Source organism: Streptomyces sp. SAI-170, from assembly GCF_049739565.1.
GTDB lineage: Bacteria > Actinomycetota > Actinomycetes > Streptomycetales > Streptomycetaceae > Streptomyces.
On the sequence record NZ_JBMGQD010000001.1, the window covers coordinates 4,402,570 to 4,423,022 of the forward strand.

The following is a 20,453-nucleotide window of genomic DNA, read 5'->3' on the forward strand; positions in this document are numbered from 1 at the left end:
AGGTACCAGCAGTACGTCGTCGAGCCGATCTTGGCCCCTGAGGCCTCAGGCGGCCGGCAGCGTCTCGCCCTGGACCGCCTGGATGTCCAGCTCCACCTTCAGGGTCGTGCCGACGGCGGCGATGCCCGCCTGGAGGATCTGGTTGTAGCGCAGGGCGAAGTCGTCCCGGTGCAGTTCGGCCGTGGCGCGGAACGCGGCGCGGGTGCCGCCCCAGGGGTCGGCGCCGGTGCCGAGACAGGCGAGGTCGAGGTCGACCGGTCGTACGACACCGTGCAGGGACAGCTCCCCGTGCACGGTCCAGCGGTCGGGGCCGGCCGGGGTGAGGCCGGTCGAGCGGTAGGTGATCTCCGGGTGGTTCTCGACGTCCAGGAAGTCGGCCGAGCGCAGGTGGGTGTCGCGCATGCCGTTGCCGGTGTCGATGGACGCGGCCCGGATGACCGCCTCAACGCGGGACTTGGTGATGTCGTCGGGGGCGACCTCGATCGAGGCGGTGAAGTCGGTGAAGCGGCCGCGCACCGAGGAGATGCCCAGGTGGCGGGCGACCGCGCCGACCGTCGAGTGCGCCGGGTCCACGGTCCACGGCCCGGGCGGCGGCAGCTCGGCCCCGCCCTGCCGGGCCAGCGTCACGGTGCCGACCTCGGCACGGCCGCTCGCGGTGACGAGCGCGCTGGAGGCGGCGGGCGCGTAGCCGACGGCGGTCACGATCACCGTGTACGCGCCGGGCGCCAGGACGGTCGTGTCCCGTACGGCCCCCTCGTCGTCCGCCTCCGCCCGCAGCACCTGCGTGCCGCTCATGTCGGTGACGGTGACGACCGCGTGCGACACGGCCCATCCGTCGCGGGTCCGGACCTTCGCGGTCAGCCCCATCTCACGTACTCCTCAGTCTTGGAAGAAGAACCGGCCCGCGGCGGGACGCGCACCTCCGCTCGGAGCGCGCGCCCCGCCACGGGCCGGGGTCGGAACTACTCGCCGGGGTGGGCGAGTTCGATGTCGTGGCCGTCGACGCCTGGGCCGGCGACCCGCAGGGACGTCGCCACGGGCGGGTAACCGGTCGCGATGACCGTGTACTCGCCGCCGTCCAGATCGGTGAAGCCGTACGCCCCGTCCGCGCCGGTCGTCGCCGTGCCGGCCACGTTGCCCGCCGCGTCGAGCAGCGTCACCCGTGCGTCGGCCAGTGGCCCGTGCGGGGCCCGTACGACGCCGGTGACCTGGGCACCCGCCTCCAGCTCGACCTCGATCCGGGTCACCCCGGTGCCGCCCACCTCGACGGGCAGGGCGCGCGGCCGGAACCCGGCGGCGTTGACCGCGACGGTGACCGTGCCGGGCACCAGCTCGCCGAAGGAGAAGTCGCCCTGCTCGCCGGTGGCCGCGGTGGCCAGCAGTTCGCCTCGTACGTCGGTGACGACGACCATGGCGTCCTCGACCGGCCGCCCGTCCTCGGCGGCGCGGACCGCGCCGGTCAGGCCGCTGGTGCCGCTGAGGAGGATGTCGTACGCCACGGGGGCGTCGACGACGACCGTGGAGGCCTGGGGCTGGAAGCCGTCGGCCGCGGCGATGAGGACGTACGAACCCGGGCCGGGGGCGTCGACGGTGTAGGAGCCGTCCGGGTGGGCGACGGCGCGGCCCTGCTGGCGGCCGTCGAGGGAGATGAGGGTGACGGTGGCGTTCGGGACGGGGGTGGACTCCGCGTCCCGGACCACGCCGTGGACGGGGGTGCCGGTCGCGAGCGGCTCCTGGGAGACGGTCTCGCCGCCGTCGGCGGCCGGGGCCGAAGCCGGGGCAGCCGGGGTCTCCTCGACCGAGGCCGCTGCCTGGGCGAGGGCGCCCGTCGTGCGCAGGGGGACCTCCTTGATGAAGAGGGTGACGACGAAGGCGAGGAACGCGATCGGGGCGACGTAGAGGAAGACGTCGGCGATGCCGTGGCCGTACGCGCCCTCCAGCCAGCTGCGGATCGGGGCGGGCAGCAGGTCCATGTCGGGGATCTGCCCGGAGCCCGCGGCCTTGGCGGCGGCGGCCTGCTCCTGCGGGCTGAGCTGACCGATGGTGTCCGCGGCGTAGTGGCTGATCCGGGTGGTCATCACGGAGCCGAGCGCGGAGACGCCCACCGCGCCGCCCAGGGAGCGGAAGAAGGTGACGACCGAGCTGGCGGCGCCGAGCTCGTGCGGGGCGACCTGGTTCTGGGTGGACAGGACCAGGTTCTGCATCATCATGCCGACGCCGAGGCCGAGGACCGCCATGAACAGGGCGATCTTCCAGTAGTCGGTGTCGTAGCGCATGGTGCCGAGCAGGCCCAGGCCCGCCGTCAGCAGCACACCGCCGCTGACCAGCCAGGCCTTCCACTTGCCGGTCTTGGTGATGATCTGGCCGGAGACGGTCGAGGACACGAACAGGCCGGCGATCATCGGGATCGTCATGACGCCCGACATGGTCGGGGACTTGTCACGGGCGAGCTGGAAGTACTGGCTGAAGAACACCGTGCCCGCGAACATCGCGATACCGACGAACAGCGAGGCGACCGAGGCCAGCGCGATGGTGCGGTTGCGGAACAGGCGCAGCGGGATGATCGGCTCGGCGGCCTTGGTCTCGACGAACAGGAAGACCAGCGCCAGCGCGAGCGCGCCGCCGACCATCGAGTACGTCTGCCAGGACAGCCACGCGTACTTGTCGTCGGCGAACGTCACCCAGACCAGCAGCAGGCTGACCGCGGCGGTGATGAAGAAGGCGCCGGCCCAGTCGACCTTCACCTTCCGCCGGCTCTCCGGCAGGTGCAGCGTCTTCTGCAGCACGAAGAGCGCGATCAGCGCGAAGGGCACGCCCACGTACAGGCACCAGCGCCAGCCGAGCCAGTCCGTGTCGGTGATGACGCCGCCGACCAGCGGGCCGCCGACCGTCGCGACCGCGAACGTCGCGCCGAGGTAGCCGGAGTAGCGGCCGCGCTCACGCGGGGAGATCATCGCGGCCATGATGATCTGCGCCAGCGCGGTGAGACCGCCCGCGCCGAGGCCCTGGATGACGCGGGCGCCGATCAGCATGCCCGAGTTCTGGGAGAGACCGGCCACGACCGAGCCGGCGATGTAGATGACCAGCGCTATCTGTACCAGCGCCTTCTTGCTGACCAGGTCGGCGAGCTTGCCCCACAGCGGGGTGGACGCCGTCATGGACAGCAGGGCCGCGGTGACGACCCAGGTGTAGGCGCTCTGGCCGCCGCCGAGGTCCTGGATGATCTCGGGAAGGGCGTTGGAGACGATCGTCGAGGACAGGATGGCGGCGAACATGCCGAGCAGCAGCCCGGAGAGCGCCTCCATGATCTGCCGGTGGGACATCGCCCCGCCGTCGGGGGAGCCTCCCCCGTGCTTGGCGTGGGCCCGCACACCGGTCGGTGTGGTCGTTGCCATGGGCTTCCTTCTCTTACTTCGATTCCGCGGGTGTACGGGTGGTCTGCTGTGGTTCTTCGGCGTACGTGGCCCGGCAGTCGCCGAAGCTGTCGCGCAGGCGGGTCATCAGCCGGATGAGCTGGCCCACCTCGTCGTCGGTCCAGTCGCCGAGGCGGGTGGCCAGCAGGTGGGTCGTCCGCCGGGACAGCTCGTCGAGCCGGGCGCGGCCCGTGGGGGTCAGGCGCAGGATCCTGGAGCGTTTGTCCGCCGGGTCGGGGGAGCGCTCGATCCAGCCGCGGGCCGCCACGTGGGCGACGTGCCTGCTGGTGACGGACATGTCCACCGAGAGCAGCTCCGCGAGCCGGCTCATGCGAATGTCGCCGTTCCTGTCCAGCAGCGTCAGCACCGCGGCCGAGCCCGCCGGGCAGTCGGGCGGCAGAATCCTCGCCATTCCGCGCTTCACGGCGCCTACGGCGCTGAGCTGGCGGGCGAGTTCCTCGTACAACGCCTGCTCGGCCATGGGCACCTCCTGATTTGTTGCTTAGGGCAACCATAGAAGTAGATGGTTGCCGCAGGCAAACGAAACCGGCCGGACCTCCCATAAAAAGTTGGCAAAGCCAAGCATCGCGAACGTAAACCCGCCCGCCCTCGCCGCTTCGCGGCCTTGCCCCACCCAACACCGGCAGCACCCCACCGGCTGCGAGGCGGCCCACCGGCGGTAGCGACGACACCCCGCATGGCCTGGAAGCCGCCCACCGGCAGAAGCACACCCCACCGGCGAGGACCCACCCACCGGCAGTAGCTCACCCCACCGGCGCCGAGCCCGCCCACCGGCAGAAGCGACATCCCGCCGGCCCGCCCCTCGGCAGAAGCGGCACGCACCAGGGGCCCTGGGCCGGTCCACCCGGAGAGGCGGCGCCCCGCCCCGCGGGTGGGCGGGTTTCGTAAGGTCGGCCTGCCCCAGGTGTACCCGCCGCTTGGGCCGCGCAGTCGGATTCGCTAGGCTCGCGGCCCATGGCCAACACCCAGGACCCGCAGGGCAACTACGACCCCGCCGGCAGCACCCAGATGTTCCGCGCGTTCGTCGACGAGGCGCCGCAGGCCGGCAGCAGCCCGCAGGCCTCTTCCGGCCCTCGGGTCGGTCTGATCCTCGGCGTCGTCGTGGCGGTCGCGGTCGTCGCGGCTGTCGCCTGGCTCGCGCTGAAGTAAGGCGGGCGGGCGGCCGGCCCCGGCCGCCCGTCAGGCCCAGTCCACCGAGACGTCCCGCGTCTCGACGTGCATTCCGAGCGGCACCCGCCACGCCTCCACGCACACCTTCCAGGTGCGTTCCGCGCGGGCCCCGGCCGCGATCGGCACCGGCAGGTCCTCCGTCGACCTCACCGTGCCCCAGTCGATGCCCAGCGCCCCGATGATGTGCGTACCGAAGGTGACCGTCCCCGAACGCACCGCCGTACCACCGGCGTTGTGCATCTCCAGCGTCACGTCCTCGCACCAGCGCTCCGCCACAGCCTCACGCACCGGTTCACCCACCCTCAGCTCGGCCGGCGACGGTGACGGCGACGGTGACGGCGACGGGGAGGGGGAGGGCGACGGCGACGGCCCCGGCGACGACGCAGGCGGCGATGCCGACGGTGGCCGAGGCGGCGTACGGCCCCCACCGGAGGGCGACGTGGAGCCGGCCCCGGAGGGCCTCCGGGACTCCGCCGCGGTGGGCGCAGGAGTGACGCCCTCCCGCCGCGTCGGCCCCGACGGACGTGGGCCTGCCTCCGCCGGACTCCGCCCCTCGACGGGTACCCGCCTTTCTCCATCCGGCGGCACCAGCGGCACCAGAGTCACCCCACCCGTCGGCGCGACAACCGAACCCCCCGGACCCCCGGGAGCCCCCACCGCCGTATAGCCACCCTCCCCCGCACCACCACCCCCGCAGCCGCTCAACGTCACGGAGCCCAGGCAGACGACGGCCGCCGAAGCACCCAGCAGGGCGCGTCGGCGGCCGTGTGTCGTAGAGGTGGAGGCGTCCGTCGCTCGAGGCATCGCGACATGGTGGCTGACGGGGCGTCAAATGAGAAGCCTCGCGCACAGCGCCTTCGGGTCAGTCAGAGATCAGGCCGTCCCGCAGCTGGGCCAGGGTGCGGGTCAGCAGCCGGGAGACGTGCATCTGGGAGATGCCGACCTCCTCGCCGATCTGCGACTGGGTCATGTTGGCGAAGAAGCGCAGCATGATGATCCGCCGCTCGCGGGGCGGGAGTTTGGCCAGCAGCGGCTTGAGGGACTCGCGGTACTCGACGCCCTCCAGGGCCGTGTCCTCGTAGCCGAGGCGGTCGGCCAGGGAGCCCTCGCCGCCGTCGTCCTCGGGGGCGGGCGAGTCCAGCGAGGACGCGGTGTAGGCGTTGCCGACCGCGAGGCCGTCGACGACGTCCTCCTCGGACACGCCCAGCACGGTGGCGAGTTCGGCGACCGTCGGGGAGCGGTCCAACTTCTGGGACAGCTCGTCGCTGGCCTTGGTCAGCGCCAGCCGCAGCTCCTGCAACCGCCTCGGCACCCGCACCGACCACGACGTGTCGCGGAAGAAGCGCTTGATCTCGCCCACGACGGTCGGCATCGCGAACGTCGGGAACTCCACGCCGCGTTCGCAGTCGAACCGGTCGATCGCCTTGATCAGCCCGATCGTGCCGACCTGGACGATGTCCTCCATCGGCTCGTTGCGGGAGCGGAAGCGCGCCGCGGCGTACCGCACGAGCGGGAGGTTGAGCTCGATCAGGGTGTCCCGGACGTAGGCACGCTCGGGGCTGGATTCGTCGAGGGCGGCGAGCCGCAGGAACAGGGAGCGGGAGAGGGTGCGGGTGTCGATGTCCCCCGAGGCCGGCGGAGCAGGGACAGGTGCGGCCGGGAGGTCCTGGGCCGGCGCGGCCTCGAGGACCGCGGCGTCGTCGAACGCGGCGTCGGGCGCGGACTCGCTCTTCGTGAGCGTGAGCACCTTCGAGCTGCCCTTGTCTGCGGACATGCCACCCCCTTTGGGTCGCGGACGGTCGCGGCCGGCCCTCATGCCGAGGAGCACAGCCCTCACCTGAATACCGGAGCCGGAGCCACGGCAAACGCGCTTCCCGCAGAATGTCACATGTCGGCAACACGCTGTAGTGACATGTCGACATGCGAGATGTGAATCGGCCCTGGAAACAGGGGGTGTGACGGTTTTTCAGGGCTTTTTCGACAGCAACAGCGCAGGTGGACGATTCGCTCTCGCAGGTTATGCCTCGCGCACGCGTTCTACCTGTTCTCCAGCACCCCTCGAGACACCCGAGCCGCCGAGGCACCCAAGGCACTCAAGGCAACCCCAGGCGCCGGTCCGGTCAGGCCTCGATGCGGTTCGCCATGCGCAGCCGCTGGAAGCTGCGCGCGAGCAGCCGCGAGACATGCATCTGGGAGACGCCGAGTTCGGCGCTGATCTGCGACTGGGTGAGATTGCTGTAGTAGCGCAGCAGCAGAATGCGCTGTTCGCGTTCGGGGAGTTGGACCAGGAGGTGGCGGACCATGTCCCGGTGTTCCACGCCGTCCAGGGCCGGGTCCTCGTAGCCGAGGCGGTCGAGGAGGCCCGGCAGCCCGTCGCCCTCCTGCGCGGCCTCCAGTGAGGTCGCGTGGTACGAGCGCCCGGCCTCGATGCACGACAGCACCTCCTCCTCGGTGATGCGCAGCCGCTCGGCGATCTCGGCGGTTGTCGGGGTGCGCCCGAAGGCGGTGGTCAGGTCCTCGGTGGCGCTGGTGACCTGCACCCACAGCTCGTGCAGCCGGCGCGGTACGTGGACCGTACGGACGTTGTCGCGGAAGTAGCGCTTGATCTCGCCGACGACGGTCGGCATCGCGAAGGTCGGGAACTGCACGCCCCGCTCGGGGTCGAAGCGGTCGATGGCGTTGATGAGCCCGATGGTGCCGACCTGGACGACGTCCTCCATCGGCTCGTTGCGGGAGCGGAAGCGGGCGGCCGCGTAGCGCACGAGCGGGAGGTTGGCCTCGATGAGCGCCCCGCGCACCCGGTCGTGCTCCGGTGTGCCCGGCTGGAGGTCCTTGAGCTGGGCGAAGAGCACCTGTGTCAGCGCCCTGGTGTCCGCCCCTCGGCTGCGCTGCGGAGCGGCCGGAGCGGGAGCCTCTTCCTGGGGCGGCGCAGTACTGGCCGACACGGTCAACGCCACCTCTTCATCGGTCAACTCATCCGTCAAAAGCGGTCATAGCATCACAAGACATGCCCACTGTGTGCAAGCACCGCATAACGCCGTGTTGAGGTACGAGTTGGGGTGAATCAGGGCATAAGACGCACAACGGCCCCGCACCGTTCAGGTGCGGGGCCGTCGGGAAGCGGGTCAGAACTCGTAGTCGGCGATCACCCACGTGGCGAACTCGCGCCACAGAGCCACGCCCGCCTGGTGCGCGGGGTGCTCGACGTAGCGGCGCAGCGCCTCGGCGTCCTCGAACGCGGAGTTGATCGCGAAGTCGTAGGCGATGGGGCGGTCGCTGAGGTTCCAGCCCAGCTCCCAGTGGCGGAGCTCGGCGATCTCGCCGTCGAGGGCGCGGAAGGCCTTCTCACCCTCGATGACGCGCGGGTCGTCGCGGTCGACACCCTCGTTGAGCTTGAAGAGGACCAGATGGCGGATCATGACTTACCTCCGTGGGCGACCCAGGTCATGAAGTCGCCGATGGCCTTCGCGGCGTCCGATATGCCCTCGAACCCTATCTGCACGTAGTCGGCCGCCTTGGCCGGGTCCGTGATGATCAGGTACAGGATGAAGACCACGAGCACATAGACGGCGATCTTCTTCGCGTTCACCGCCACCGCGGCCTCCCCTGTCGTCGCCTGCCGATGTCACCTGTCATGGTCACGGACGCCCGTGCACCGGCGGCGAGTGTAACTAGAGGCCGTATTCAACGACCAACGCCCTGCCGGTCGACACCTCACCGCCCGGGGAACGCACGAAGGGCCCCGTCTTGCGACGGGGCCCTTTTCTCGAGCGGTAGCGGAGGGATTTGAACCCTCGGTGACTTGCGCCACACTCGCTTTCGAGGCGAGCTCCTTCGGCCGCTCGGACACGCTACCGAGGGAGACCTTACAGCACGCCGGGCCCAGGTCAGAAATCGGTATTCGGGCCGGTCCTCAGCGGCCCCGGAAGAAGTCCGTGAGCTGCCGCGCGCACTCGTCCGCGAGGACGCCCTCGACGACCTCGGGCCGGTGGTTGAGCCGCCGGTCGCGTACGACGTCCCAGAGCGAGCCGGTCGCGCCCGCCTTGTCGTCGCGGGCGCCGTAGACGACACGGTCGACGCGGGAGAGGACGATCGCACCCGCACACATCGTGCACGGCTCCAGCGTCACCACGAGGGTGCAGCCGGTCAGCCGCCACTCGCCGAGCCGCTCGGCCGCGCGCCGGATGGCGAGCACCTCGGCGTGGGCCGTGGGGTCGCCGCCGGCCTCGCGCTCGTTGTGGCCGGTCGCCAGGACCGTCGTCCCGTCCGCGGCCAGCACGACGGCGCCGACGGGCACGTCGCCGCCGCGGACGGCCAGTTCGGCCTCCCGCAGGGCGAGCCGCATCGGAGCCCGCCAGCGGTCGCGCACCGGGTCGGGGACACGGTCGCCCGTGTCCCCGCCGGTCGGGTCGTACGCGGTCATGTCCTGAGCGGTCAGCGGACGGTCTCCAGGACCTCCGAGGCACCGAGGGCCTCGGCGATCTCGGTGAGCGCGTCCGCCGACAGCGACTTCAGCTCCTTCTCGCTGACGCCGAGGTCGTCGAGGACACCGGGGTCGCCGACCGGCCCGTGCGGTACGGCGTCGGCGGTGGCGGCCGGTCCGGCTTCGTCGGAGTCGTCGTCACCGTCCTCGCCGTCCTCGGTGCCGTCGAGGTCGAGGGCGTCCAGGTCGTCCTCGTCGCCGGGTTCCCGGCCGAGCAGTTCGTCGGTGAGCAGGATCTCCCCGTAGCTGCTGCGGGCGGCCGCGGCCGCGTCCGAGACATAGATCCGCGGGTCGTCCTCGCCGTCGATGCGGACGACGCCGAACCAGGCGTCCTCCTGCTCGATCAGGACGAGAACGGTGTCCTCGTCGGGAGAGGCTTCCCGGGCCAGGTCGGCCAGATCCGACAGGGTCTCCACATCGTCGAGCTCTGTGTCGCTCGCTTCCCACCCGTCTTCGGTGCGCGCGAGCAGTGCGGCGAAGTACACCGTGACTCTCCCACTGGTCAGAGGCGTGCCGGTTGGGGGTCCCCCCGGCGGAGGTTACGGGCGGAGAGAGCTCAGGCTCCGAGCCCCACCCACTCGGAATCGTGGCAGAAACAAGGCGCCCAGGGGACGTCTTCGGCTCCCTGTGTCCGGCAGTTTCGATCGCGTACCTGCGATCGGCTCACCGGCGCGCTCGTCGCCGCCACCAGCGGATCGTACGCGGGTTTTGCCGCGGCCCACGCACGCCCGGCAAGGTCAACGCCCGTGACAGGAGCGGATCTTCCCGTTCCGCCGTGATCTTTCCGAGCGGCGGTTCTCTACCAGCGGAACGTCCTCATGCGCATCGCGTGCCGCAGCCGCGCGGCCTTGGCACGCCGCGGCTGAACCCGGTCACGCAGTTCCCTCGCCTCGGCGAGTTCCCGCAGAAACCGGGCGCGCCGCCGACGCCGCTCGCCGTCCGACTCCGCCACCTGCTCGTCGGCGCCGTCGGAGCCGTCGGTGGGTCGGTCGCCGGTTCCGGCGGAGGCACCGCGGGAGGCGCCGCCCGAGCCGGCACCCGAGCCGGAACTTGAGGTGCCGCTGCCGCTGCGGGCCGCACTGCGGGTGCCGCCGCGCGACGCCGAGCCCCGGTCGTCCGTCCCGGCCCCGCCTGTGCCCGTCCCGGTGGCGGCCCTGCCCCGGCCCCTGCCGCGTGCGGACGGCGCATCGGCGGCCGGTCCCTTGCCCGGTGTTCTGTTCGCGGTCGTACGGGAGCCCGGCGTGGCGGCCCCGGCTATGTCGCCGGCGTCGTCACGGCCCTCGCGGCTTCCGCGTTCGGTGCCCTCGCGGTCAGGCAGGTCTGGCATCGGCTCACCACCCCGGTCCGTCCCTCCCACTGTCCCCCGCGCGGGTGGTTCCACGCCAGCGCGCGGCGACAGAGAGCGCGGTTACTGTTATGGACATGCGTCTCCACGTCGTCGACCACCCCCTGGTCGCCCACAAGCTCACCACGCTGCGCGACCAGCGCACCGACTCCGCGACCTTCCGGCGTCTCGCCGACGAACTGGTCACCCTGCTCGCCTACGAGGCCACGCGGGACGTGCGCACCGAACAGGTCGACATCGACACCCCGGTGTCCCGGACCACGGGCGTCAAGCTCTCCCACCCGCGCCCCCTCGTCGTGCCGATCCTGCGCGCGGGCCTCGGCATGCTCGAGGGCATGGTGCGGCTGCTGCCGACCGCCGAGGTCGGCTTCATGGGCATGATCCGCAACGAGGAGACGCTCCAGGCCTCGACGTACGCCACGCGCATGCCGGAGGACCTCTCCGGGCGGCAGGTGTACGTCCTGGACCCGATGCTGGCGACCGGCGGCACGCTCGTCGCGGCGATCCAGGAGCTGATCAAGCGGGGCGCCGACGACGTGACGGCGGTCGTGCTGCTCGCGGCCCCCGAGGGCGTCGAGGTCATGGAGCGGGATCTGGCGGGCGCGCCGGTGACCGTGGTGACGGCGTCCGTGGACGAGCGCCTCAACGAGCACGGCTACATCGTGCCGGGCCTGGGCGATGCGGGAGACCGCATGTACGGCGCCGCCGAGTAGAACGCCCTCTTGAAGGGCGCGGGGAACTGCGCGAACAACCACGACGAACCCGCAGACGCCGGATCGCCATAGGCCCACGGGTGCGTTCGCGGCTTTCCGTTCGGTGTGGTTGCTCGCGCAGTTCCCCGCGCCCCCGAAAAACCCTTCAGCAGGTCTTCTTCGACGTGCTCGGGGCCGGCGCCGGTGCCGTCAGCTTCGTCACGGCCTGGGCCGCGTCCGCCTTGGGCGTCAGCGCGCGGAACCTGTTGCCGATGATCAGGTCGAGGGCCGTGCCCTTGCGGCCGGGCTCGGTGCGCCGCTCCGCGCCGGTGAGCTGGGTGGCGAGGACGGGCAGCGAGGTGTCCTGGGCACCGGCCGGGCCGAGGAGCAGGCCGGTGCCGTTGATCTTCTTGTCGTACTGGGCGCCGGCGTTGCCGACGTCGCCGATGCGGAAGCCGCGCCTCTTGAGCTCGTCGGCGGTCTGCTTGGCCAGGCCCTGCCGGGTCGTGGCGTTGAAGACGTTGACGGTGATCCGGCGCGGTTCGGGCAGGGCCGCGGCCGCGCTGGGCGACGGGCTCGCCTTCTGGGTGCAGTCGGCCGTGGAGCCGGCCGCGGTGGCGCTGTCCCCGTCGCCGCCGGAGAAGACGTCGATGAGCTGCAACGTGCCCCAGCCGGCCGTGCCGAGGACGGCGAGGGAGGCGACGACCGCGAGGACGACCCTGCCACGCCGCCGAGGGCGACGCATTCGTGGGTATTTGTCCCCCGTGATCCGGTACTGGCCGCCCATGCCAGGGGGAGTCAGCATGCTCATGGGCGCAGCGTAGTGCGACCGGGCGGCGATGCCTACTAGATGATCATTCGACGCCGCACGGACCAACCCGAAAGGGCCAACGCCGGACGGCCGACGCCGAACGGGTCAACGTCGAAAGAGCCGACGCCCGAAGGGCCGACGGATGAGTGGCGGCTCGCGTCAGTCCAGCTCGAGGACGCGCGCGTGCAGCACCTGGCGCTGCTGGAGCGCGGCGCGGACGGCGCGGTGCAGGCCGTCCTCCAGGTAGAGGTCGCCCTGCCACTTGACGACGTGTGCGAACAGATCGCCGTAGAAGGTGGAGTCCTCGGCGAGGAGGGTCTCCAGGTCGAGCTGCTGCTTGGTCGTCACGAGCTGATCGAGGCGGACCGGGCGCGGCGCGACGTCCGCCCACTGCCGGGTGCTTTCCCGGCCGTGGTCGGGGTACGGCCGGCCGTTTCCGATGCGCTTGAAGATCACACGGAAAGCCTACCGGTCAAGACGTTCCGGGCGCAGCCATGGAGACGGAGTGCGACTCTGGAAAAGATGCCGCGAATCGGGGTGAACCGGAACAGGGGTCCGAGATGAGCGACCGCGAGACCATGCCCGAGACCACCGGCCGGGAGACCCCGGGCGGCGCCCCGGCCCTCCCCGCGGAGGCCCTTCGGATCGCCGCCGGGTACGCCTTCACCGGCCCCGCCCTGGACCTCGGCGCGCTGCTGTGGGACGAGGTCTGTCTGCCGGACGCGCAGGTGCGCATCCCGCTGGCCGTCCTCAACCGGCACGGCCTCGTCGCGGGGGCGACCGGCACCGGCAAGACCAAGACGCTCCAGCTGATCGCCGAGCAGCTCTCGGCGCAGGGCGTGCCGGTGTTCCTCGCGGACATCAAGGGGGACGTGTCGGGGATCTCCGCGCCCGGGACCGAGAACGACAAAGTGCGCTCGCGGGCCGCCGAGGTGCATCAGCAGTGGTCGGCGACCGGCTTCCCGGCCGAGTTCTACGCCCTCGGCGGCCTCGGCCACGGCATCCCGGTCCGGGCCACCGTCACCGGCTTCGGGCCGGTGCTGCTGGCGAAGGTGCTGCAGCTCAACCAGACGCAGGAGCAGTCCCTCGGCCTGATCTTCCACTACGCCGACACCAAGGGTCTTGAGCTGGTCGACCTCAAGGACCTGCGGGCGGTCGTCGCCTTTCTGACCTCCGACGAGGGCAAGGCGGAGCTGAGGAACCTCGGCGGCCTGTCCACCGCCACGGCCGGGGTGATCCTGCGGTCGCTGACCGCCTTCGAGGCGCAGGGGATGGGCGCGTTCTTCGGGGAGCCGGAGTTCGACACGGCCGAGTTCCTGCGGACGGCCGGGGACGGGCGCGGCATTGTCTCGGTCCTGGAGCTGGCCGCCGTACAGGACAAACCGCAGCTGTTCTCGACCTTCCTGATGTGGCTGCTGGCCGACCTCTTCCACGACCTGCCCGAGGTGGGCGACGTCGACCGGCCGAAGCTGGTGTTCTTCTTCGACGAGGCCCATCTGCTGTTCAACGGGGCCTCCAAGGCGTTCCTGGACGCCATCACGCAGACCGTCCGACTGATTCGCTCGAAAGGGGTCGGTGTGTTCTTCGTGACGCAGACCCCGAAGGACGTCCCCGCCGACGTCCTCGCCCAGCTCGGCAACCGGATCCAGCACGCCCTGCGCGCCTTCACACCGGACGACCAGAAGGCCCTGAAGGCCACGGTGAAGACCTTCCCGAACTCCGCCTACGACCTGGAGGAACTCCTCACCGGCCTCGGCACCGGCGAAGCCGTCGTGACCGTCCTCAGCGAGAAGGGCGCCCCTACGCCGGTCGCCGCCACCCGACTGCGCGCGCCGCAGTCCCTGATGGGCCCGGTCGAGCCCGCCGAACTGGACCGCGCGGTGACGTCGTCGCCGCTCTACGAACGTTATGCACAGGCTGTGGACCGCGAGTCGGCCTACGAAAAGCTTGCGCAGCCGCCCGCGCCCGAGGCGGACAAGCCACGCGCCAAGGCCCCGAAGGAGGAGCCGTCCATGGTGGAGCAGGTCGTCGGCAGCGGCATGTTCAAGTCCCTGGCCCGCTCCATCGGCACGCAGGTCGGCCGCGAGATCACCCGCTCACTCTTCGGCACGGCCCGCCGCCGGCGGTGAGGGCCGCGTGAGGTGGTGAGGGACAGGGCGGACGTTTGCGCGACGCGGAGCCGGAGCGGGACGAGGTCTGAGACCGGCGGCGCGTGAGGCACGTGGGCCCGCTGAGGGCCGGGCGCCCGGTGAGGGACGCCCGGCTCGGGTGCTCAGGGGCGGGTTTCGCGCTCCTGGGCCGGCGGGCGCGGCTCCTGCCGCTTCCGCTCGGGTTTGGGTGTGCCGCGCACGGCCTCGGCGCGCAGCAGGGCGCGCAGGACCGCGTAGGGGTCCGAGGGCATCTCGGTGCTCCTTGCGTCGTGACGGACAGGGCCTGGGGGGAGCGGCTCTGTCAGCAGCGCAGGACCACGGTGCGCAGCACGTCCGGGCCGTACGACGGGAGCGGGGCGGCCGGGACACGAGGGGCGGGTGGCCGCCGTGGGGCCGGGGTCGGGCGCGGGGGCGCGGCGGGCCGGGGCAGGACGCGGTGCGGCGGGCGCAGGGCCGTGTCCAGGACGTCGTACTCGACGATCTCGCCGGGGACCGCCAGGGCGGCCGGTGCCGTGAGGCCCGCCGCCGCCGAGGGCGCACCCGGCAGCAGCAGGGCGAGCGCCAGCGCGAGCGCCCGCAGCCAGCGGCGGCTGCGGACGAGGCGCGGCGTGGTGCTCATGCCGGGTGCTGTGCCCGGCCCGGCCCCGGCGTCAGCACCCCGCGGCCGAGAACCGCCCGCTCGGACCACACGCGCCGCCTGCGGGGTGGGCGGCACCTTCCGGGCGGGCCGGGCATGTCGGCGGCGGTGGTGATTTCCGTGAGGCGGGCGGATCGCGCGCGCCGTTCACAGGGTGCGAGCACCTGTCGGGCGCGGGCGCGCATGACGATGCCGTGAGGATCTCCCCGGTGCCGTCGGGCCCGGGTGCGGCCGGGTATGTCGGCGGCGGTGACGGTCCCCGAGGGCGTCGGATTACGCCCGCCGTTCACAGGGTGTGCGGTACCTGCCGTGCGCGGCCGCGCATGACGATGGCCGTGACGATCTCCACGGCGCCGACGGCCACGAGCCAGATGCCGCCGACGAGGGTGAGCACCGCGACCGACTCGAAGGGGGAGTCGATCAGCACGATGCCGCCGAGGAACGTGAGCACGCCGAGGAGGATCTGCCAGCCGCGGGCCGGCATCGAGCCGTCGGAGGCGGCGGCCAGGGTCTGGGTGATGCCGCGGATGAGCCAGCCGATGCCGATCCACAGGGCGAGCAGCAGGATCGACTGCATCGGGCCGCGGAAGCAGAAGAGGCCCAGCAGGATCGACAGGGCGCCGCTGATGAAGGCGAGGACGCGCAGGGCGGTGGTGCGGTGGGTGCCGAACGCGGCGACGAGCTGGAAGACCCCGCTGATCACGAGGTAGAGGCCGAAGAGGATGCCGGCCGCGAACAGGCTGGCGCCGGGCCAGACCAGGACGAGGACGCCGAGGATCAGCGAGGCGACGCCGGTCAGCAGGACGACCTGCCAGGCGGCGCGGGAGAGGGCGTGGAGGGGGCCCTCGAAGGGGGGTTCCGGCTCACGGGGGCCGTGGGGGGTGGGGCGCGGGGGTGCGCCGGCATGGACGCGGCGGTCGTCGTACTCGGTCATGATCAATGCTTCGACCGGCCCACGGCGTTCCGCTACCTGGCGGAGTCCGTCCTGGTGACGTCCGCCCCTTCCTGAGGAGACCGCCCTCAGGCCTTTTCTCCTGCCTTGGCTCTTTTTGCGGCTGCCTTCAGCTCCTGCTTGTGTGCGCGCACCTTGGACAGGGACTCCGGGCCCGTGATGTCGGCGACCGAGCGGAAGGCGTCCGGTTCGCCGTAGGAGCCCGCCGCCTCGCGCCAGCCCTCCGGGCGGACGCCGAGTTGCTTGCCGAGGAGGGCGAGGAAGATCTGGGCCTTCTGTTTGCCGAAGCCGGGGAGGTCCTCCAGACGGCGGAGCAGCTCGCGGCCGTCGGGGACGCCCTTCCAGACGAGCTCGGCGTTGCCGTCGTAGTGCTCGACGAGGTAGTGGCACAACTGCTGGATGCGCTGCGCCATGGAGCCGGGGTAGCGGTGCACGGCCGGTTTCTCCGACAGCAACGCGGCGAAGTCCTCCGGGTCCTGGGCGGCGATGTCGTGGGCGTCCAGGTCCCGCGCGCCGAGCCGGTCGGCGATGGTCCGCGGCCCCTTGAACGCCCACTCCATCGGAACCTGCTGGTCCAGCAGCATCCCGACCAGCGCGGCGAGAGGTGAGCGGCCGAGCAGTTCGTCGGCCGCGGGGTCCTGGGCGAGGTGCAGCGTGACGTCCATCCCCCGATCATCCCTCCGAACGGGTCAGCCCTCCACGCGAGCGCGCTACGGGAGCGCGGCGCCGAATCGGGCGTCGAGGCCGCCGCCGGACCCCACCCCGTCGCGGTCCCGCCGTGTCGCGTACGATCCGCGAGCAGACTTAGGCAAGGCTTACCTAAAGCGAAAAGGGGTCGAGGTGACCGCCGAGATCTACCGGGACACGTGGGGTATCCCGCACCTGCGCGCGGACAGCGCCCTCGCACTCGCCCGCGCCCAGGGCCGGGTCACCGCGCGCGACCGGGCCTGGCAGGTGGAGGTCGAGCGGCACAGGGCCCAGGGGACCACGGCGGCGTTCCTCGGGCCGGAGGCGCTGGCGTGGGACGTGTTCGCCCGCAGGCTCCGGCTCGTCGACACCGCACGCCGGTGCTACGACCGTCTGGAGCGGACCGACCCGGAGAGCGCCGCGTGGGTGCGTGCGTATGCCGAAGGGGTGGGCGAGGGACTCGCGGAGGCGGTCGCGCCCGAGTTCGCGCGGGTCGGGCTCGCCCCCGGGCGCTGGGAGCCGTGGACGCCGTTGGCGGTGTGGCTCACCGCGCACGTGCCGTTCGCCGGGTTCCCCGCCAAGATCTGGCGGGATCTGCTGCGGCGTCACCTCGGCCCCGACGCGCTCCCGCTCTTCGCCACCGACGGCCCCGGCACCCTCGGCAGCAACGGCTGGCTGCTCGGCGGCGAACGCACCGTCAGCGGGCACCCGCTGCTGGCCGGCGACCCGCACCGCTACATCGAGGACCCGGGCGTCTACCAGCAGATCCGCCTCGCCTGCGACGAGTTCGACGTCGTCGGCCTCGCCGTCCCCGGCGTCCCCGGTATCGCGCACTTCGGGCACGCCGGCACCGTCGCCTGGGCCATCACCCACGCGATGGCCGACTGCCAGGACCTGTACCGGGAGCGGCTGCGCCGTACCGGTGCCGGCGTGGAGGCCCTGGGCCCCGACGGGCAGTGGCACCGCGCCGCCACGCACACCGAGACCATCGAGGTCGCGGGAGAGCAGGCCGTGCGGATCGAGGTCGTCGAGACCGAGCGCGGCCCGGTCGTCGCCGGGGGCCCCGAGGGCCTCGACGACGGCACCCCGCTCGCCCTCAGCCTGCGCTACGCCGCCCGCGTCACCGGCGACCTCGGCTTCGCCGCCCTGCTGCCGCTGCTGCGCTCCCGCACGGTCGCCGACGTGGACCGGGCCGCCGACCTGTGGGCCGAGCCGGTCAACGTCCTGCAGGCCGCCGACACCGAGGGCGGCACCCTGCACCGGGTCGCCGGCCGGGTGCCGGTGCGCGCCGAGGCCAACCGGGTCGGAATCGTCGACGCCTGGGAGCCCGGCCACGACTGGCAGGGCTGGCACACCATGCCCCGCGCCGGACTCACCGACGGCGTCGCCGTCATGGCCAACGCCCGCGGCCTGGCCGGCCCGCTCGGCGTCGAGTTCGCCCCCCACCACCGCGCCGAGCGCATCACCGCGCTGCTCTCCGAGAAGGAGCGGTGGACGCCGCAGGACATGCCCGCCCTCCACATGGACACCCACCTCGCCTCCGCCGCGGCCCTCCTGGAGCGACTGGCCGCCCTGGAGGAGCCCCTCAGCGCCCGCGCCGCCGCCCTCCGCGACCGGCTCCTGCGCTGGGACCGCCGTATGGACGCCGGCAGCCGGGACGCCGCCGCCTACGCCGCCCTGCGCACCCGGGTCGTCCGGGCCCTGGCCGCGCAGCCCGTGTTCGCCGCGCTCGCCGAGCCGCCCGCGCACTCGGAGATCCTGCTGCCCTGGCTCGCCCTCGTGCCGCGCGTCGGCTTCGCGCTGGAGAACCTGCTGCGGGCGGACGACCTGTACGGCATCGACCGCCCGGCCCTCGTCCGCCGGGCCCTGGAGGAGACGGCCGTCCTGCCCGAGGCGACCTGGGGCGACACCCACCGCCTCGCCCCCTGGCGGGCCCTGCCGAGCACGTCGTACGACGAACCGGGGCTGTCCGGAGACAGCGACTGCGTGCTGTGCACCTCGGCCGTCCCCGGTGTCACCGACCTCGCCGCCCGCGCCTCCGCGGCCCGCTTCGTGTGGGACCTCGCCCGGCGCGAGAACAGCCGCTGGATCGTGCCGTACGGCGCGTCCGGCGTCCCCGGCTCGCCCCACCACCGCGACCAGCTGCCGCTGTGGCTCGCGGGAGACCTCGCCCCGGTCGTCACCGACTGGGACCGCCTGGAGAAGGAGACCGATGTCTGACCTGTACGCCTCCCGCGAGGCCGTCCACACCGAGCAGATCGACGGCTTCGGCACCGTCCGCGTGCTGCCCCTCGACCCGGCCGCCGACGCCCCGCTCCTGCACCGCTGGGTCAGCGAGGAACGCGCCGCCTTCTGGGGCATGACCGACCTGACCGAGACTCAGGTGGCCGAGATCTACGCCCACATGGACACCCTCGACACCCACCACGCGTTCCTCCTCGAACGCGACGGCGAACCGGTCGCCCTCCTCCAGACGTACGAGCCCGACGCCGACCGGGTCAGCGAGTGCTACGACGTCCGCCCCGGCGACATCGGCATCCACCTGCTGCTCGCCCCCGCGGGCCCCGGCGGCGCCCGGCCCGGCTGGACCGGCGCACTGGCCCGCGCGATCTTCTCGTACGCCCTGCTCACCCTCGACCGGCGGCGGATCGTCGTCGACCCCGACGTGCGCAACGACAAGGCCGTCGCCCTCTTCCACAAGCTGGGCTTCGAGGCGGGGCCGGCGGTCGTGCTGCCCGAGATCGACCTGCCGGACGTGTACCTGCCGGAGAAGAACGCCCAACTCGCCTTCATCACGCGGGAGGTAGCCTTCCCGGCATGACGCCGGAGGAGCTCGTCGACCACTACGGCCTACAGCCGATACCGCGCGAGGGCGGCCTGTTCCGCCGCACCTGGACCGGGCCCGACCGGCCCGACGGCCGCCCGGAGGGCACCGCGATCGTCGCCCTGCTCCACGCGGACGACTACTCGGCCCTGCACCGCCTGAAGTCGGACGAGACCTGGCACTTCTACCTCGGCGACCCGCTGGAGCTGCTGCTCCTGGCCCCGGACGGCACGTCCCGTACGACCGTCCTGGGCCCGGACGTGCGCCGTGGCCAGCAGCCGCAGCTGACCGTGCCCGCCGGCACCTGGATGGGCGGCCGGGTCGTCCCGCCGGGCGCCTGGACGTTCTTCGGCTGCACCACCACCCCCGGCTTCACCTACGAGGACTACGAGCACGGCGACGCCGGCCGCCTCACGGCGCGCTACCCCGCCGAGGCCGACCGGATCATGGCACTGTGCCGGCCATGAGCGAGCGGCGGTACGGACTCCTGAACGACCGGGTCGCCCTGGTCACCGGCGCGGGCGGCGGCATCGGCCGCGGTATCGCCCTGCGGTTCGCCGAGGAGGGCGCGGCGGTCGCCCTGCACTGCCGTACGGCCGTGACGGCGGCCCACGAGACGGCCGCGCGCATCGCGGACTCCGGCGGCCGGGCGACCGTCCTCACCGCCGAGCTGACGGACCCCTCCGCATGCCGCGCGCTGGTGCGCGAGGCCACGCGGTGGGGCGGCGGACGGCTGGACGCCCTCGTCAACAACGCGGCCGTCCAGCCCGTGCGCGACCTGCCCGGCATGACGGCGGACGAGTGGCGCGAGGTCGTCGACACCAACCTGACACCGGTGTTCGCCTGCACCCAGGCTGCGGCCGAGGTGATGCGCGACGGCGACGGCGGCTCGGTCACCCACATCGCCTCCGTCGAGGCCCACCGCCCCGCCCCCGGCCACGCCCACTACAGCGCCTCCAAGGCCGCCGTCGTCATGCACGCCCGCGCGGCCGCCCTGGAGTACGGCGCCTGGGACGTCCGCGTCAACACCGTCTCCCCCGGCCTGATCGACCGCCCCGGCCTGACCGAGACCTGGCCGGACGGCGTGAACCGCTGGCACGAGTCCGCTCCCCTGCGCCGCCTGGGCCGCCCGCAGGACATCGCCGACGCCTGCGCCTTCCTCGCCTCCCCGCTGGCGTCCTGGATCACCGGCCAGGACCTGGCCGTGGACGGCGGGGTGTCGGCGCGGCCGGGGTGGTGAGGCCGTCGCGGCCGGAGGCGGCGGGGTG

At 72.5% G+C, this 20,453-nt stretch carries 24 protein-coding genes and 1 tRNA gene; 7 read left to right on the forward strand and 18 right to left on the reverse strand.

The genetic code is table 11. From position 1 onward, the window contains the following. Positions 1-45 precede the first annotated feature (45 nt). From RKD23_RS19620 to RKD23_RS19630, 3 genes are all read right to left on the reverse strand, one after another. The gene (locus RKD23_RS19620; RefSeq protein ID WP_424854844.1) at positions 46-867 is read right to left on the reverse strand and encodes a YceI family protein; all 822 of its coding nucleotides are present in this window, start codon (positions 865-867) and stop codon (positions 46-48) included. A gap of 95 nt (positions 868-962) precedes the next feature. Beyond that, the gene (locus RKD23_RS19625) at positions 963-3,395 is read right to left on the reverse strand and encodes an MFS transporter (RefSeq protein WP_424854845.1); all 2,433 of its coding nucleotides are present in this window, start codon (positions 3,393-3,395) and stop codon (positions 963-965) included. Between the two features lie 13 nt (positions 3,396-3,408). Beyond that, positions 3,409-3,894 (reverse strand): MarR family winged helix-turn-helix transcriptional regulator, encoded by a 486-nt coding sequence (locus RKD23_RS19630; RefSeq protein ID WP_424854846.1) that lies wholly within the window; start codon positions 3,892-3,894, stop codon positions 3,409-3,411. A 494-nt stretch (positions 3,895-4,388) separates the two neighbouring features. Between RKD23_RS19630 and RKD23_RS19635 the strand changes: the two genes are divergently transcribed. Then, positions 4,389-4,583, forward strand: a complete 195-nt coding sequence (locus RKD23_RS19635) for a hypothetical protein (RefSeq protein ID WP_404036652.1) — start codon at positions 4,389-4,391, stop codon at positions 4,581-4,583. Between the two features lie 30 nt (positions 4,584-4,613). Here the strand turns inward: RKD23_RS19635 and RKD23_RS19640 are convergent, their stop codons facing one another. The 9 genes from RKD23_RS19640 to RKD23_RS19680 form a co-directional block, all read right to left on the reverse strand. Beyond that, positions 4,614-4,892, reverse strand: a complete 279-nt coding sequence (locus tag RKD23_RS19640) for a hypothetical protein (RefSeq protein ID WP_424854847.1) — start codon at positions 4,890-4,892, stop codon at positions 4,614-4,616. Between the two features lie 574 nt (positions 4,893-5,466). Further along, positions 5,467-6,378, reverse strand: a complete 912-nt coding sequence (locus RKD23_RS19645; RefSeq protein ID WP_424854848.1) for an RNA polymerase sigma factor SigF — start codon at positions 6,376-6,378, stop codon at positions 5,467-5,469. 346 nt (positions 6,379-6,724) lie between these two features. Continuing rightward, positions 6,725-7,588: an RNA polymerase sigma factor SigF gene (locus RKD23_RS19650; protein ID WP_404036644.1), complete on the reverse strand. Its 864-nt coding sequence runs from the start codon at positions 7,586-7,588 to the stop codon at positions 6,725-6,727. A gap of 141 nt (positions 7,589-7,729) precedes the next feature. Beyond that, positions 7,730-8,023, reverse strand: a complete 294-nt coding sequence (locus RKD23_RS19655; protein ID WP_404036641.1) for a Dabb family protein — start codon at positions 8,021-8,023, stop codon at positions 7,730-7,732. Next, positions 8,020-8,199, reverse strand: coding sequence for a hypothetical protein (locus tag RKD23_RS19660; RefSeq protein WP_404036638.1), 180 nt, complete (start codon positions 8,197-8,199; stop codon positions 8,020-8,022). The genes RKD23_RS19655 and RKD23_RS19660 overlap by 4 nt, the downstream gene beginning before the upstream one ends. A gap of 176 nt (positions 8,200-8,375) precedes the next feature. Next, a tRNA-Ser gene (locus RKD23_RS19665) sits at positions 8,376-8,460 on the reverse strand. Between the two features lie 57 nt (positions 8,461-8,517). After that, positions 8,518-9,027: a tRNA adenosine(34) deaminase TadA gene (tadA, locus tag RKD23_RS19670; RefSeq protein ID WP_424854849.1), complete on the reverse strand. Its 510-nt coding sequence runs from the start codon at positions 9,025-9,027 to the stop codon at positions 8,518-8,520. Positions 9,028-9,038: 11 nt separating this feature from the next. Then, the gene (locus tag RKD23_RS19675; RefSeq protein WP_424854850.1) at positions 9,039-9,572 is read right to left on the reverse strand and encodes a hypothetical protein; all 534 of its coding nucleotides are present in this window, start codon (positions 9,570-9,572) and stop codon (positions 9,039-9,041) included. Positions 9,573-9,886: 314 nt separating this feature from the next. After that, on the reverse strand, positions 9,887-10,414 hold the full coding sequence (locus RKD23_RS19680; RefSeq protein ID WP_424854851.1) for a response regulator: 528 nt from the start codon (positions 10,412-10,414) through the stop codon (positions 9,887-9,889). Positions 10,415-10,509: 95 nt separating this feature from the next. On the opposite strand from RKD23_RS19680, the gene upp reads away from it, so the two are divergent. Then, the gene (gene upp, locus RKD23_RS19685; RefSeq protein ID WP_404036629.1) at positions 10,510-11,145 is read left to right on the forward strand and encodes a uracil phosphoribosyltransferase; all 636 of its coding nucleotides are present in this window, start codon (positions 10,510-10,512) and stop codon (positions 11,143-11,145) included. Between the two features lie 145 nt (positions 11,146-11,290). Here upp and RKD23_RS19690 read toward each other — a convergent pair whose 3' ends face one another. Continuing rightward, entirely contained in the window at positions 11,291-11,935 is a 645-nt protein-coding gene (locus RKD23_RS19690; protein ID WP_424854852.1) for a LytR C-terminal domain-containing protein, read from the reverse strand. A 159-nt stretch (positions 11,936-12,094) separates the two neighbouring features. After that, on the reverse strand, positions 12,095-12,391 hold the full coding sequence (locus RKD23_RS19695) for a type II toxin-antitoxin system VapB family antitoxin (RefSeq protein ID WP_004943146.1): 297 nt from the start codon (positions 12,389-12,391) through the stop codon (positions 12,095-12,097). Between the two features lie 104 nt (positions 12,392-12,495). Here RKD23_RS19695 and RKD23_RS19700 point away from each other — a divergent pair, with 104 nt between their 5' ends. Beyond that, the gene (locus tag RKD23_RS19700) at positions 12,496-14,064 is read left to right on the forward strand and encodes a helicase HerA-like domain-containing protein (RefSeq protein WP_424854853.1); all 1,569 of its coding nucleotides are present in this window, start codon (positions 12,496-12,498) and stop codon (positions 14,062-14,064) included. A 143-nt stretch (positions 14,065-14,207) separates the two neighbouring features. Here the strand turns inward: RKD23_RS19700 and RKD23_RS19705 are convergent, their stop codons facing one another. The 4 genes from RKD23_RS19705 to RKD23_RS19720 all read right to left on the reverse strand — a co-directional run bounded on the left by RKD23_RS19705 (position 14,208) and on the right by RKD23_RS19720 (position 16,339). Next, on the reverse strand, positions 14,208-14,336 hold the full coding sequence (locus tag RKD23_RS19705) for a hypothetical protein (RefSeq protein ID WP_424854854.1): 129 nt from the start codon (positions 14,334-14,336) through the stop codon (positions 14,208-14,210). Between the two features lie 50 nt (positions 14,337-14,386). Beyond that, a complete protein-coding gene (locus tag RKD23_RS19710; RefSeq protein ID WP_424854855.1) occupies positions 14,387-14,704 on the reverse strand; it encodes a hypothetical protein in 318 nt (105 codons plus the stop codon). 304 nt (positions 14,705-15,008) lie between these two features. Further along, a complete protein-coding gene (locus RKD23_RS19715; protein ID WP_424854856.1) occupies positions 15,009-15,656 on the reverse strand; it encodes an HdeD family acid-resistance protein in 648 nt (215 codons plus the stop codon). 86 nt (positions 15,657-15,742) lie between these two features. Continuing rightward, positions 15,743-16,339 carry an HhH-GPD-type base excision DNA repair protein gene (locus tag RKD23_RS19720; RefSeq protein WP_424854857.1) on the reverse strand — a complete coding sequence of 199 codons (597 nt, stop codon included), beginning with the start codon at positions 16,337-16,339 and terminating at the stop codon, positions 15,743-15,745. 175 nt (positions 16,340-16,514) lie between these two features. Between RKD23_RS19720 and RKD23_RS19725 the strand changes: the two genes are divergently transcribed. From RKD23_RS19725 to RKD23_RS19740, 4 genes are read left to right on the forward strand one after another with little or no spacing between them, the layout of a single operon-like run. After that, the gene (locus tag RKD23_RS19725) at positions 16,515-18,581 is read left to right on the forward strand and encodes a penicillin acylase family protein (RefSeq protein WP_424854858.1); all 2,067 of its coding nucleotides are present in this window, start codon (positions 16,515-16,517) and stop codon (positions 18,579-18,581) included. Then, on the forward strand, positions 18,574-19,182 hold the full coding sequence (locus tag RKD23_RS19730) for a GNAT family N-acetyltransferase (RefSeq protein WP_424854859.1): 609 nt from the start codon (positions 18,574-18,576) through the stop codon (positions 19,180-19,182). Before RKD23_RS19725 ends, RKD23_RS19730 begins: the two co-directional genes overlap by 8 nt. After that, a complete protein-coding gene (locus RKD23_RS19735) occupies positions 19,179-19,652 on the forward strand; it encodes a cupin domain-containing protein (RefSeq protein ID WP_424854860.1) in 474 nt (157 codons plus the stop codon). Before RKD23_RS19730 ends, RKD23_RS19735 begins: the two co-directional genes overlap by 4 nt. Continuing rightward, positions 19,649-20,425, forward strand: a complete 777-nt coding sequence (locus RKD23_RS19740) for an SDR family NAD(P)-dependent oxidoreductase (protein WP_424854861.1) — start codon at positions 19,649-19,651, stop codon at positions 20,423-20,425. Before RKD23_RS19735 ends, RKD23_RS19740 begins: the two co-directional genes overlap by 4 nt. Positions 20,426-20,453 lie beyond the last annotated feature (28 nt).